Origin of the sequence: Candidatus Ruthia endofausta, assembly GCF_013342985.1 — a bacterium.
In the GTDB taxonomy this organism is placed as follows: Bacteria; Pseudomonadota; Gammaproteobacteria; order PS1; family Pseudothioglobaceae; genus Ruthia; species Ruthia endofausta.
On the sequence record NZ_CP054490.1, the window covers coordinates 957,919 to 970,285 of the forward strand.

Annotated in this window: 16 protein-coding genes; 6 read left to right on the forward strand and 10 right to left on the reverse strand. The window is 38.9% G+C overall.

The window, feature by feature from the left end; translation table 11 throughout:
- Positions 1 to 3: 3 nt before the first annotated feature.
- Both ampD and kdsC read left to right on the forward strand, forming a co-directional pair.
- Entirely contained in the window at positions 4 to 528 is a 525-nt protein-coding gene (ampD, locus tag HUE58_RS05415) for a 1,6-anhydro-N-acetylmuramyl-L-alanine amidase AmpD (protein WP_174605982.1), read from the forward strand.
- A complete protein-coding gene (gene kdsC, locus HUE58_RS05420; protein ID WP_174605983.1) occupies positions 515 to 1,048 on the forward strand; it encodes a 3-deoxy-manno-octulosonate-8-phosphatase KdsC in 534 nt (177 codons plus the stop codon). The genes ampD and kdsC overlap by 14 nt, the downstream gene beginning before the upstream one ends.
- Before the next feature lie 106 nt (positions 1,049 to 1,154).
- Here kdsC and HUE58_RS05425 read toward each other — a convergent pair whose 3' ends face one another.
- Genes HUE58_RS05425 through HUE58_RS05465 form a run of 9 tightly spaced genes read right to left on the reverse strand, consistent with a single transcriptional unit; the run spans position 1,155 to position 7,976 of the window.
- On the reverse strand, positions 1,155 to 1,571 hold the full coding sequence (locus HUE58_RS05425; protein WP_174605984.1) for a F0F1 ATP synthase subunit epsilon: 417 nt from the start codon (positions 1,569 to 1,571) through the stop codon (positions 1,155 to 1,157).
- Complete coding sequence (gene atpD / locus HUE58_RS05430) at positions 1,572 to 2,951, reverse strand: F0F1 ATP synthase subunit beta (RefSeq protein ID WP_174605985.1); 1,380 nt, start codon at positions 2,949 to 2,951, stop codon at positions 1,572 to 1,574.
- Between the two features lie 23 nt (positions 2,952 to 2,974).
- Complete coding sequence (gene atpG, locus HUE58_RS05435; protein ID WP_174605986.1) at positions 2,975 to 3,838, reverse strand: F0F1 ATP synthase subunit gamma; 864 nt, start codon at positions 3,836 to 3,838, stop codon at positions 2,975 to 2,977.
- Positions 3,839 to 3,851: 13 nt separating this feature from the next.
- On the reverse strand, positions 3,852 to 5,393 hold the full coding sequence (gene atpA, locus HUE58_RS05440) for a F0F1 ATP synthase subunit alpha (protein WP_174605987.1): 1,542 nt from the start codon (positions 5,391 to 5,393) through the stop codon (positions 3,852 to 3,854).
- A gap of 31 nt (positions 5,394 to 5,424) precedes the next feature.
- Positions 5,425 to 5,976, reverse strand: a complete 552-nt coding sequence (locus HUE58_RS05445) for a F0F1 ATP synthase subunit delta (protein ID WP_174605988.1) — start codon at positions 5,974 to 5,976, stop codon at positions 5,425 to 5,427.
- A gap of 6 nt (positions 5,977 to 5,982) precedes the next feature.
- Positions 5,983 to 6,456 carry a F0F1 ATP synthase subunit B gene (locus tag HUE58_RS05450; RefSeq protein ID WP_174605989.1) on the reverse strand — a complete coding sequence of 158 codons (474 nt, stop codon included), beginning with the start codon at positions 6,454 to 6,456 and terminating at the stop codon, positions 5,983 to 5,985.
- A 34-nt stretch (positions 6,457 to 6,490) separates the two neighbouring features.
- Entirely contained in the window at positions 6,491 to 6,724 is a 234-nt protein-coding gene (gene atpE, locus HUE58_RS05455) for a F0F1 ATP synthase subunit C (protein ID WP_011738379.1), read from the reverse strand.
- A gap of 26 nt (positions 6,725 to 6,750) precedes the next feature.
- Positions 6,751 to 7,605 (reverse strand): F0F1 ATP synthase subunit A, encoded by an 855-nt coding sequence (gene atpB / locus HUE58_RS05460; protein ID WP_174605990.1) that lies wholly within the window; start codon positions 7,603 to 7,605, stop codon positions 6,751 to 6,753.
- Positions 7,605 to 7,976, reverse strand: coding sequence for a hypothetical protein (locus HUE58_RS05465; RefSeq protein WP_246260781.1), 372 nt, complete (start codon positions 7,974 to 7,976; stop codon positions 7,605 to 7,607). The genes atpB and HUE58_RS05465 overlap by 1 nt, the downstream gene beginning before the upstream one ends.
- Before the next feature lie 173 nt (positions 7,977 to 8,149).
- Between HUE58_RS05465 and HUE58_RS05470 the strand changes: the two genes are divergently transcribed.
- On the forward strand, positions 8,150 to 9,436 hold the full coding sequence (locus HUE58_RS05470) for an NAD(P)/FAD-dependent oxidoreductase (protein ID WP_174605991.1): 1,287 nt from the start codon (positions 8,150 to 8,152) through the stop codon (positions 9,434 to 9,436).
- Between the two features lie 99 nt (positions 9,437 to 9,535).
- Positions 9,536 to 9,967 (forward strand): hypothetical protein, encoded by a 432-nt coding sequence (locus HUE58_RS05475; RefSeq protein ID WP_340689620.1) that lies wholly within the window; start codon positions 9,536 to 9,538, stop codon positions 9,965 to 9,967.
- Between the two features lie 312 nt (positions 9,968 to 10,279).
- Here HUE58_RS05475 and HUE58_RS05480 read toward each other — a convergent pair whose 3' ends face one another.
- The gene (locus HUE58_RS05480; RefSeq protein WP_174605992.1) at positions 10,280 to 11,098 is read right to left on the reverse strand and encodes an NAD(+) kinase; all 819 of its coding nucleotides are present in this window, start codon (positions 11,096 to 11,098) and stop codon (positions 10,280 to 10,282) included.
- Positions 11,099 to 11,222: 124 nt separating this feature from the next.
- On the opposite strand from HUE58_RS05480, the gene grpE reads away from it, so the two are divergent.
- Together grpE and HUE58_RS05490 are read left to right on the forward strand one after the other, a co-directional pair.
- Positions 11,223 to 11,786 (forward strand): nucleotide exchange factor GrpE, encoded by a 564-nt coding sequence (gene grpE / locus HUE58_RS05485; RefSeq protein WP_174605993.1) that lies wholly within the window; start codon positions 11,223 to 11,225, stop codon positions 11,784 to 11,786.
- Between the two features lie 146 nt (positions 11,787 to 11,932).
- Positions 11,933 to 12,094 (forward strand): hypothetical protein, encoded by a 162-nt coding sequence (locus HUE58_RS05490; RefSeq protein WP_174605994.1) that lies wholly within the window; start codon positions 11,933 to 11,935, stop codon positions 12,092 to 12,094.
- The last annotated feature ends 273 nt before the right edge of the window (positions 12,095 to 12,367 follow it).

Consider the following 12,367-nt stretch of genomic DNA (forward strand, 5'->3'; position numbering starts at 1 on the left):
GCGATGATTAACAATCACCGACTCGAAAACGCCAAGCAAATCAGCTCGCCAAACTTTAACAAAAGACCCAATCAAGCCATATCTTTGATTGTTATTCATAATATTTCACTACCGCCTGGTAAATTCAACAACAACCATATTGAAGATTTTTTTACCAATCAGCTTAATACCAGTCAGCACCCTTACTTTAAAACCATTAAAGAGCTAAAAGTATCCGCACACCTGCTGATCAAACGCAACGGCATGATAATTCAGTTCGTGCCTTTTAATCAGCGCGCTTGGCATGCAGGTGAATCAAGTTATAAAGGCAAGTATAACTGTAATGATTTTTCTATTGGTATTGAGTTGCAAGGAGATGACAATACGCCGTATGAATCGGTACAATATGAAGCCTTAAATAAAGTGATAAATTTATTAAAATCTCATTATCCAATAAGCGCTATCAAGGGTCATAGTGACATTTCTCCGATAAGAAAAACAGATCCTGGGCCCTATTTTAAGTGGAGTAAACTACATGCAATTACTTGATAAGTTTTACTTACAGGCTGAACACATCAAACTAATTATTTTTGATGTAGATGGCGTATTAACAGACGGTGGCTTATATTTCTCTGACGAAGGCATAGAACTTAAACGCTTTAATTCATTTGATGGGTTAGGGATTAAACTACTCAAACAAAACGGTATTGAAGTGGCTGTTATCAGTGCCAGAAACTCTAAAAATGTAGCACACCGAATGAAGAACTTAGGTATTGAACATTTTTACCAAGGGCAAGACGACAAAGTTGTTGCTTTTAATAATCTTATCAAAAAACTATCACTTCAAACTGAACAAGTTGCTTACATGGGCGATGACATCATTGATTTGCCTGTTATGAGAAAAGTTAATCTGCCAATTGCCGTTGCCAATGCCCACGAACTGGTGAAAGAAAATGCTTGTTTTGTGACTGAAAAAATAGGCGGCTATGGCGCAGTAAGAGAAGTTTGTGATTTATTACTAAAAGCTCAAAATACCTTTAATAAAGCCATGGAAAAGTACCTAACATGACCCCATTTCAACAAAAATGTTACCAAACTCTTACAAAAGAAAGCGTTGAAGTGACCAACAACAAAATTGTTAAATTAACGGCATTTTTAATTAAGAAATGTGGTTCTTAAATTTTCTTACCACGTATTTTGTTAATCATTTGCAATTGTGCCATTGACTCAGCAAGTGCCGCCTGTGTTGCTGAAATATTTTGACTCTCAGTTGCATTTTTCATTGCCTCTTGCGCGCGCTGTTTGGCTTCTAACGCCTTAGATTCGTCTAAATCGCTTGCTCTAATTGCAGTGTCAGAAAAAATAGTCACGACATCTGGCTGGACTTCTACGATACCACCAGAAACATAAATGGATTCTATACCTTTATCGGTTTCTACTCGAACTTCACCCGGCTTTAAGGTTGACAAAAGTGCCGTATGTTTTGGATAAATACCTAATTCTCCTGTAGATGCAGGCGCAAACACACACAATGCCTCGCCTGAGTAGAGAGACTCTGTTGCGCTAACGACATCAACATGAATAATTGGCATTTATGCCCTCTCCTTAGCTTTTTCACGAATCTCATCAAGCGAACCTACCATATAAAAGGCTTGCTCTGGAAAATCATCCATCCCACCATCAAGAATAGCTTTAAACCCAGAAATCGTATCTTTAAGTGATACATACTTACCTGGTGCACCAGTGAAGACTTCTGCTACAAAAAATGGCTGAGACAAAAAGCGTTGAATTTTACGAGCACGAGACACTGAACGTTTGTCTTCTTCAGATAATTCATCCATGCCTAAAATCGCAATAATGTCTTTTAATTCTTTGTAGCGTTGCAACACGCCCTGTACGCCACGAGCCACGTTATAGTGCTCTTCGCCCACGATTAATGGGTCTAGTTGGCGTGAAGTAGAATCCAGTGGATCTACCGCAGGATAAATGCCTAATTCTGCTACTTGACGTGACAACACAACCGTTGCATCTAAATGAGCAAATGTGGTTGCTGGCGATGGGTCAGTTAAATCATCTGCAGGTACATACACTGCCTGAATTGAGGTAATTGAACCTTTCTTAGTTGAAGTAATACGTTCCTGTAATGCGCCCATCTCACTTGCTAATGTTGGCTGATAGCCCACTGCTGATGGCATACGACCTAATAGTGCCGATACTTCCGTACCTGCAAGTGTATAACGATAAATATTGTCAATAAACAACAATACATCACGACCTTCATCACGAAAGTATTCTGCCATGGTTAGTCCCGTTAAAGCAACACGCAACCTGTTTCCCGGAGGCTCGTTCATTTGACCATATACCAAGGAGACTTTATCAAGTACATTTGACTCTTTCATTTCGTGATAAAAGTCATTGCCTTCACGAGTACGTTCGCCCACACCAGCAAATACTGAATAACCAGAGTGCTCAATCGCAATATTACGAATTAACTCCATCATATTAACGGTTTTGCCAACACCAGCACCACCAAACAAACCAACCTTACCACCTTTAGCAAACGGGCAAATTAAATCAATGACTTTAATACCTGTTTCTAATAATTCTGCTGCAGGTGCCAGTTCATGATAAGCAGGCGCACTTCGGTGAATAGCCCAATTGACTTCTTGAGCAATATCGCCAGCATTATCAATCGGCTCGCCCAGCACATTCATAATACGCCCTAATGTCTTAACACCGACAGGCACCTTAATCGGCTCACCTGTGTTGGTGACTTCCAAACCTCTTTTTAGGCCTTCAGAACCACCCATGGCAATTGCACGCACTACATAGTCGCCTAACTGTTGCTGAACTTCTAAGGTTAAGCCTGTTTCTGAAACTTTTAAGGCGTCATAAATTTTTGGCATGCTGTCTGCTGAGAATTCGACATCGATAACTGCACCAATAATTTGTGTAATTTTTCCTGTACTCATTTTGCTTTTCCTTTTTTTAAACTTTAAACAGCAGCAGCACCACTAACAATCTCAGAAATTTCTTGCGTAATTGCCGCTTGCCTTGCCTTGTTGTAAACCAACTCTAACTCTTTAACCATATCACCTGCATTATCAGTTGCACTTTTCATTGCAACCATGCGTGAAGATTGCTCACAGGCGATGTTTTCAACTAAGCCTTGATAAACCAAAGCCTCAATATAACGTACTAGTAACGCACTTAGAACCTCTTGTGCATCAGGTTCATAGATATAGTCCCAATAGTGGTTCATATTGTTTGATTCGCCTGCTACCATTGGCACCAATTGCATAATTATAGGCATTTGGGTCATAGTATTTTCAAATTTGTTGTAGGCCACTGATAATTGTTGAATTTCGCCTGCATCAAACCCGTCAAGCATGACTTTAATCGTGCCTAACAAATCATCAAAATGAGGTGCATCACCTAAATCTGTTAATACAGATTTAACGTTTAAGCCAGAATTTTTAAAAAATGAGGTTGCTCTTTTGCCAATAGTGCAGATATCAACCTTAATACCCTTGATCTGGTATTCAACAACTTGTTTTAAAATATACCTAAACAAATTAGTATTCAAACCACCACACAAACCTCTATCACTTGAAATAATAATAATACCGATGCACTGAAGTTTTTCAGAACTGTTCATATAAGGATGTTCAAATTCTGAATGTGCATAGGCTAAATGACCAATAACATTGGAAATTTTTTCGCAATAAGGGCGTGATGCTAACATTCTATCTTGCGCTTTTTTCATCTTAGAAGCTGCGACCATCTCCATGGCCGAAGTAATCTTCTGAGTATTCTTAATACTCGAAATTTGTGTTCTAATTTCCTTGCCAGCTGCCATTATCTATCCCATTCTACCAAGTATGGTTTGCCTTAAAGTCATCAATTGCTGCTTGTAATTCATTTGAAATTTCATCATTGTAGTCACCTGTTTCATTAATTTTATCCATCAATGATACTTGGTTTGCGTTCATATAAACGATTAGTGCCGCTTCAAAATCAACCACTTTATTTGCCTCAATGTCGTCTAACGAGCCTGAATTGGCAGCAAACAATGAGGTTGCCAATTCAGCAATTGATAAGGGCGAGTATTGATTCTGTTTCATTAATTCTGTCACACGTTGACCACGATCAATTTGCGCCTTAGTTTCTGCATCAAGGTCTGATGCAAATTGTGCAAAAGCCGCCAACTCACGATATTGAGCCAAATCAAGACGAATACCACCACCTAGTTTTTTAATAATATTAGTCTGCGCTGCACCACCTACACGTGATACTGACAAGCCTGCATTAATCGCTGGGCGAATACCTGCATTAAATAAATCTGTTTCTAAGAAGATTTGACCATCTGTAATTGAAATAACGTTGGTAGGAACGAATGCTGACACATCGCCACCTTGAGTTTCAATAATTGGCAATGCTGTTAAAGAGCCTGTTTTGCCTTTAACTTCGCCATTAGTCATCTTTTCTACATAGTCTGCATTGACACGTGAGGCACGCTCAAGCAAGCGTGAATGTAGATAGAATACATCACCTGGATAAGCTTCACGCCCTGGCGGGCGTTTAAGCAATAAAGAAACCTCACGATAAGCCCAAGCTTGCTTGGTTAAATCGTCATAAACAATCAAAGCATCTTCACCTCGATCACGAAAATACTCAGCCATAGCGCACCCTGCATAAGGTGCAATGTATTGTAATGCTGGGGCTGATGCAGCGCCAGCAGCCACAATAATGGTGTTTGCCAATGCGCTGTGTTCTTCTAATTTTCGCACAACTGCCGCTACCGATGAATCTTTTTGACCAATAGCCACATATACACAATGAATGCCGCTGTCTTTTTGATTGATAATCGTATCAATCGCGACAGCTGTTTTACCTGTTTGACGATCGCCAATGATGAGTTCACGCTGACCACGACCCACTGGTACCATCGCATCAATCGCTTTAATGCCTGTTTGAATAGGCTGGTCTACTGATTTACGATCAATCACGCCAGGTGCCATTACTTCTAATGGTCGTACGCTTTGGGCATCAATGCCACCTTTGGCATCAATGGCTTTGCCCAATGGATTAACCACTCGACCTAGCATAGCCTCACCAACAGGCACTTCAACCAAACGATTGGTACATTTAACGATATCACCTTCTGAAATATGCAAATAATCGCCCAGAACAACTGCACCAACACTGTCTTGCTCTAAGTTAAGCGCCATGCCAAAGGTGTTATTTGGGAATTCAAGCATCTCACCAAACTGCACATCAGCCAAGCCATGAATACGAACAATGCCATCACTCACACTAACCACACTACCTTCTGTACGTACCTCAGCGGAGAAGTCAAATCCTTCTATCTGCTTTTTAATTAAATCACTAATTTCATGAGTGTTTAATTGCATAGTCCTTCCTCCCTCTTTAAATTTTAATAATTTAGTGTGTTATTGATAGACGCAACCTTAACTCATCCACTTGAGCTTTGATTGACATATCGATAACTTTATCACCATCTTTAACAATAACGCCACCTACTAAGTCTTTATCTATAGTGGTGTCAATGCTTACTACTTTGTTGTATTGATTTTCCAAATCACTCACAATTTGCTTTTTTTCAGGCTTGCTTAACTGATAAGCACTAATAACATTAAACATTTTGACATCATTTGTTGTGTTCATCAAACTTTCAAACAAGGTGGCAATACTTGGCAAAGCGTTGGTGCGATTATTGTCTAATAACATGCCAATAAATGTCGCTTCATGCTCGCTTAACTCTCTTGCCAATATTGACTTGAGCAATGCCTTAATAGTGCTTAATTTATCTTGTTTTAAAACATCGGGAGAAGCGATTAATTTTCGCAACTGCTCATCAATAAGCAATTGCGCGCCTGTATCTAAAACCATTTTCCACTGCAAATGCGATTTGTCTTGTTGTGCTAGTTCAAAAATTGCATTGGCATAAGGTTTGGCGATGACGGTTAATTCCATAACTAATTACGACAACGATTGTGACAATTTACCCAACATTTGTTGGTGTACTTTCGCATCAACTTCCTTGGCAAGCACCGCACTAACGCCTTGCATAACCAAATCAGACACTTGATTTTTTAACTCATTACGTGTTTGAATTGTGTCTTGTTCAAGCTGTGTTTGTGCTTGTGCTTTTACTTTACCCGCTTCTTTTAAAGCAACGTTTTTCGCATCTTCAATCATATTTAATGCTTGACGAGTGGCATTTATAATAATATCAGCCGCCTGATCTTTAGATTGATTAATCATCTCTTGAGCTTTGATTTGCGCTTCTTCTTGCTCAGAACGACCACGCTCCGCCGCTAATAAACCGCTTTCTATACGTTTTTTACGTTCTTCCATGGCTATCACAATAGGCGGCCAAACAAACTTCATGCAAAACCAAGTAAACATGGCAAACATGATTAATTGCCCAAACATCGTCAAATTAATATTCATAGTTCAACCCCTGTGTTCTAAATCGTTTTTTATTTTATCCTGCAACCGCAAATAAAATATACATTGAAATACCAACAGCAATCATTGGTACCGCATCCACCAAACCCATGACAATAAACATTTGCGTTCTAAGCATTGGAATTAACTCTGGCTGGCGCGCTGCCCCTTCTAAAAACCTTGCACCTAAAATACCAATACCAACCGCTGCACCTAGCGCGCCCAAGCCCATTAAAATTGAACCTGCTAAAAATAAAATACTTTGTTCCATTTTTTACTCCTACTTTTATAAAAAAATTAATGCTCTTTTTGGTGAGCCATGTCCATATACACAATGACCAAAGTCATAAAGATAAAGGCCTGTAACAATACAATCAAAATATGAAAAATTGCCCATGGTAAAGACAAGCTCCACTGAACCCAAAATGGCAATAAGGCGATGAGAATAAAAATCATCTCTCCTGCATACATATTGCCAAATAAACGCAACGCTAATGAGACAGGCTTGGCAATTAAGTTCACCCCTTCTAAGAACAAATTAAACGGTAACATTATTTTACCAAATGGATGGAAGGTCAATTCTGATGCAAAACCGCCCGCGCCTTTTTCCTTGATGCTGTAATAAATAATAAGAATGAAAATACCAATTGACATGCCAAAGGTCGCATTTGGGTCAGTGGTTGGCACCGCCTTAAAGAAAACGTGATGTGGATCAGCGCCAAACCAAACACCGATTTGCTGTGCCACATATGGCAACCAATCGACTGGCACCAAATCCATGGTGTTCATTAACACAATCCAAATAAAAGTAGTGAGTGCTAATGGTGCAACCACAGGATTTTGATCATTAAACGAACCACGAACATTCTCGTTAATAAAATCAATCACACTTTCAATAAAATTTTGTGCACCTGAAGGGGTGTCAGTGGTCATTTTTTTACCTACTCGGTAAAAAAAGATTAAAAATAAAGCGCCTAATACAAAGGAAACACTTAATGTGTCCAGATGAAAAGCCCAAAAATCCATTTCTTTTGCCTCGCTTACGGTAGACGCAAGCCCCCAATGTCCGTCTGGAAATTGACCATATGTCAAATTTTGTAAATGGTGCTTAATATAGCTACCAGAAGTTATGACTTCATTTGTCGCTGACATTATTCATTTATAACCTTATCTATTAAAAAACCAATCTGTCCCAAAACCAAGCCGATAATTAACGCCTCTGATGGTAACTTTAAAATCAATAAGCCGAATAAAGTCAATGCCACCAACAGAGCCATACGCATAATAACACTCACTGCCATCATACCAACGCTAGCTCCTGCGCTAATACCCAATTGTCTTGTTTGCTTGTTTGTGTGCCTATTAATTAAACCTGTATTTAACAAGCTAATCATACTGCCATAAATTGCCGCTAAAGCCACACCATTGATAGCAAAATAAACACCCACTATTAACAATATGCCTAATTGTACCTTTGGCCATCCATTATCCGTTGCCAAAATATCTATCGCTATCAAACTCACAAAATTAAGATTATACTAGTCCGGCTTATAAAAAAATCGTTTTTTTGTGACTTTAATCAATTAAACCACGCCTTATTATATATTATACGTTAATTAACAATATAATAATATTGTGATATATTTGACAAGTGTGCACATTATCGGAATAATTGACTCATTTTGAGGAGAGAAATATGGCCCATATTGTTGTTATTGGCGCAAGCACAGGCGGACTGCCTTTTGCCTATGATATTAAAAAAACATTAGGAAAAGATCACAAGGTAACGGTTATTTCCAATAATCCAAACTTTAACTTTATTCCTTCAAACCCTTGGTTGGCAGTTGGTTGGCGCAGTGAAGAGGACATTAGTTTTTTACTTGAGCCTCATTTGAAACGTAAAAATATTGAGCTGATTGTCGGCGAGGCTAGTGAAATCAAACCTAATGATAATCAAGTTATGATTGGCGACCAAGTTGTAGACTATGACTATCTAGTGCTAGCCACAGGCCCTAAATTAGCCTTTGATGAAATTGAAGGCTTGGGTCCTGAGGGTCATAGTGTTTCAATTTGCACCACTGCTCACGCTGAATCAGCGCGCCAAAAGTGGGAAGAGTTTTGTGCGAATAATGGCGGTCCAATTGTTGTGGGCGCAGTGCAAGGTGCTTCCTGTTTTGGTCCAGCTTATGAATTTGCATGTATCATGGATACTGACCTTAAAAAACGAGGTATTCGTGATAAATGCCCTATCACCTTTGTGACTGCAGAGCCGTATATTGGCCATCTAGGTTTGGGTGGTGTGGGCGATTCAAAAGGTCTGTTAGAATCAGAATTCAGGCAACGTCATATCAAGTGGATTACCAATGCCAAGGTGGCTAATATTACCGCTAATGATGTCACCGTAGACCAAGTTAACGACGAAGGAGGAGTGGTTAAAACTATAAAGGTTGCCACCCAATACACCATGATGTTGCCGGCCTTTAAAGGCGTTGATACGGTTGCAAAATTAGCTGATGTAGATGTAGACTTTGTCAATCCACGTGGCTTTGTTATGGTGAATAATTACCAACAATCCCTTGTTAAAGATAATATTTTTTCAGTTGGTGTGAATATCGCTATTCCGCCTGTTGAAGCAACACCTGTTATGTGTGGCACGCCAAAAACAGGCTACATGATTGAATCCATGGTCACCGCTGTTGTACATAACATTGAAGAAATGATTGCCGACAAATCGCCTTCTCACATTCCAACTTGGAATGCGGTTTGTATTGCTGACATGGGCGATACAGGTGCAGCCTTTGTCGCTATGCCACAAATCCCACCTAGAAACGTTACTTGGGCTAAAAAAGGCAAAATGGTGCACCTTGCTAAAATTGCCTTTGAAAAATTCTTCATTCGCAACATGAAAACAGGCAACTCAGAGCCTGCCTATCAAAAGTACATTTTCAAAATGTTGGGCATTGAACGTTTAAAGAAAAAATAGACTCCCCTAATTCTATTTTCCACACTGTAATAGAGAACTGTAATAGAGAACTGTAATAGAGAATCATCATGAAACCTACAAACATCTACTGGAATCCCCTTGATTCTTCAAGCTTCGGAAAATGGAAAGAAGTTGACAGCTTCAAATGGGAATGTTCTAGAACTTACTGTTTCTGAAGACTCATTCTCTGGTGATTACACTCGGTTAACTAAATCTAAAGATGGGTATTGTATAAATTGTTTTGGCACTAAAAGTCATGATTATCCTGAAGATATATTTATTATATCTGGCAGGGTTTATGACAAAGCTTTTGAACAATGGCTTGAAACTGATACATATGCAAGCAGGCCTCCAGGTGAAGGTCATGGACCCTTTATTGCCGACGGTGATGTTACACCCAAAAGGGGTAAGGCAGATGAAAACTCACTATCCAGCATCCCTAGCACTTACATGATTTGTGTGACTAAGTTTGATAACTCATGCGTCTTGCTGGTTCTAATTTTGCTTAAGTGCACTGCTTCTTCTTGGTAATCTGCTTGCAGTTGCCTTTTTTGATGGGCAAGCTCATCAAGCGAGTGCATGCCAGGTGCCTATCTCATCTAATTGCAACTCAATTGGGTATTAATATCTGCCTCGTTTTCAAACTGATTTCAGCCTTACCTGCACCAAGACGCACCAAAGTAGCATCGCCACGACCGCCCAATACCAAATTAAGGGCTTATAAAAGAGTGGATTTCCCTGCCGCCTGTTTCACCCGTAACAACACTCATATCTTGCTTAAAAGATAAGTCTAGTGTTTCCAACAACAGCCAAATTTTTAACACTTAATTGAGCCAGCATTGATTAAAGCTTGCGACTCCAGTGTAATTTAGAGCGAATAATCTCAAAGTAGTCATAATCCTTAGGGTGTAATAAATGAATAAGACTACTGTGCTGACGCACACGAATATCCTGCCCTGCCTTGATAGCAACCGAAGTTTGTCCATCAAAACTAACAATTGCACCATTATCTGAATCTTTCACTTGAATCACTACTTCACTATCACCTGACACCAACAAAGGGCGGTGACTCATAGTGTGTGGGCAGATTGATACCAAGCCAATAACATTCACACCTGGATGCATAATAGGACCACCGCTGGATAGTGCATAAGCAGTTGATCCTGTTGGTGTGGTAATAATCAAACCATCGGCACGTTGATTATTAACAAATTTATCATCAATATAAACATCAAATTCAACCATTTTTAAATGCTCTTTTCGATGAATAACCACATCATTCAATGCTAAAAAGTTGTCTAATGCTTCGTTGTTTCGCTCTATTTGGCAAGACAGCAGACAGCGCTTTTCTTTGGTGTATTTACCATTTAAAACTTCAGAAACGATATCAAGCATGTCTGTTAATGGCACATCTGCCAAAAAGCCCAGCCGCCCAAGATTAATACCCAAAATTGGAATATTGTTATCAACAAAACTACGCGCTGTACTAAGTAGTGAGCCATCACCACCTAAAACAATAATCAAGTCCGCCTGTTGAGCAATACTTTTATCGTCAAACACCATGCTTACGCCCTGAGTTGATAAAAATTCACGCAACTCAATAGCTGTGTCTTCACTCACAGAATCGTTAGGTTTGGTAATAATGCCAATTGTGTTAAACATATTTGTTAATCATTAAGATTGAATTCTTTAAAATAGCCACCATTATAATCAAGCACTTTGTGGATAATCTTAATCTTATCCACAATCAATACTTTTAACAAATATACATGAATTGGGCAACAAAATGACAAAAAAGAAACCAGAAAATAAGAACCAAAAAAAATCCTCAACAGAAAAAGAGGATATTGAAGCCGCCATTAAAGCTGCCTCGCAAACACCTCAAAAAGATGATTTGCAAGAACAGCTAGCCCAAGCGCAACAATCTGCCAAAGATAATTGGAACAAACTTTTAAGGTCTCAAGCAGAAATGGAGAACCTCAAACGCCGCAACGCTAAAGATGTTGAAAATGCACACAAGTTTGCACTGGATGGTTTTGTCAAAGCATTGCTCGAAGTCAAAGACTCGTTAAGCATGGGCATTAAAACTGCACAAGAAGAAAAAGCCACCGTTAAGCATATTATTGAAGGGCTAGAAATGACCGATAAAGTTTTTCTCTCAACCCTAGAAAAATTTGGCGTAGAAATGATTAGCCCAGAAGGTGAAACCTTTAACCCAGAATTACACGAAGCCGTTATCATGGTGCCCATGCCAGACAAGAACTCAAATTCTGTTTTAGAAGTCGTACAATTTGGTTTTACTTTAAATGGTCGCTTAGTTCGTCCAGCAATGGTGGTGGTAGTCCAATAGGCAATAAGTTTCTACAACTCAAGCAAGTCTCCAATAACAAAGTGAGCAACGAGATTGCTCATTACTCGCATCAAATTTATAACGTAGATTAGTTGAGTGGGATAAAACTCCGTTTTAGAAAATAGTTTTAAACTTATCACAAGTTTTTGTTAGATGCCGTCTATCTTGATTTTACTCCATGCTTAAATAAAGCATTTAGCCACACTTACATCAATGAATTTAACGCCTTTAATGTAGTGCGTTTTGATGCTGGCTCCACACAAGCTATTATTGATAATAAAAGCAATCAAATTACGCCTAAAGATTAGGCATAACAACTCAAACTTAACTACCGACCTGGCATTGTCTTAATTTAATAAGGGTAATGAAATTACTCGTATTGATGGGTTTTTATACATTTTTCATTTTCAGGAAGTATTGCGCTACGTGAATGGTGACTCTTATCAAGAATTTACAAACTTATAACGCCTATCTTGCGTATAGACAAAGGAAATTGCTTAAATAAGGCATTGATATTGATATTTGTCAAACAATATTTAATTATTGCAACTAAGCGTATAACATGCTAAAGTTCAATTGAT

Excerpts from the sequence above, each read along its gene's own strand:
- grpE (WP_174605993.1), top strand. The coding sequence starts at position 11,223 with ATGACAAAAAAGAAACCAGAAAATAAGAACCAAAAAAAATCCTCAACA.
- HUE58_RS05470 (WP_174605991.1), top strand. The coding sequence starts at position 8,150 with ATGGCCCATATTGTTGTTATTGGCGCAAGCACAGGCGGACTGCCTTTT.
- HUE58_RS05445 (WP_174605988.1), bottom strand. The coding sequence starts at position 5,976 with ATGGAATTAACCGTCATCGCCAAACCTTATGCCAATGCAATTTTTGAA.
- ampD (WP_174605982.1), top strand. The coding sequence starts at position 4 with ATGATTAACAATCACCGACTCGAAAACGCCAAGCAAATCAGCTCGCCA.
- atpD (WP_174605985.1), bottom strand. The coding sequence starts at position 2,951 with ATGAGTACAGGAAAAATTACACAAATTATTGGTGCAGTTATCGATGTC.
- atpG (WP_174605986.1), bottom strand. The coding sequence starts at position 3,838 with ATGGCAGCTGGCAAGGAAATTAGAACACAAATTTCGAGTATTAAGAAT.
- atpE (WP_011738379.1), bottom strand. The coding sequence starts at position 6,724 with ATGGAACAAAGTATTTTATTTTTAGCAGGTTCAATTTTAATGGGCTTG.
- HUE58_RS05480 (WP_174605992.1), bottom strand. The coding sequence starts at position 11,098 with ATGTTTAACACAATTGGCATTATTACCAAACCTAACGATTCTGTGAGT.
- atpB (WP_174605990.1), bottom strand. The coding sequence starts at position 7,605 with ATGTCAGCGACAAATGAAGTCATAACTTCTGGTAGCTATATTAAGCAC.
- kdsC (WP_174605983.1), top strand. The coding sequence starts at position 515 with ATGCAATTACTTGATAAGTTTTACTTACAGGCTGAACACATCAAACTA.
- HUE58_RS05425 (WP_174605984.1), bottom strand. The coding sequence starts at position 1,571 with ATGCCAATTATTCATGTTGATGTCGTTAGCGCAACAGAGTCTCTCTAC.
- atpA (WP_174605987.1), bottom strand. The coding sequence starts at position 5,393 with ATGCAATTAAACACTCATGAAATTAGTGATTTAATTAAAAAGCAGATA.
- HUE58_RS05450 (WP_174605989.1), bottom strand. The coding sequence starts at position 6,456 with ATGAATATTAATTTGACGATGTTTGGGCAATTAATCATGTTTGCCATG.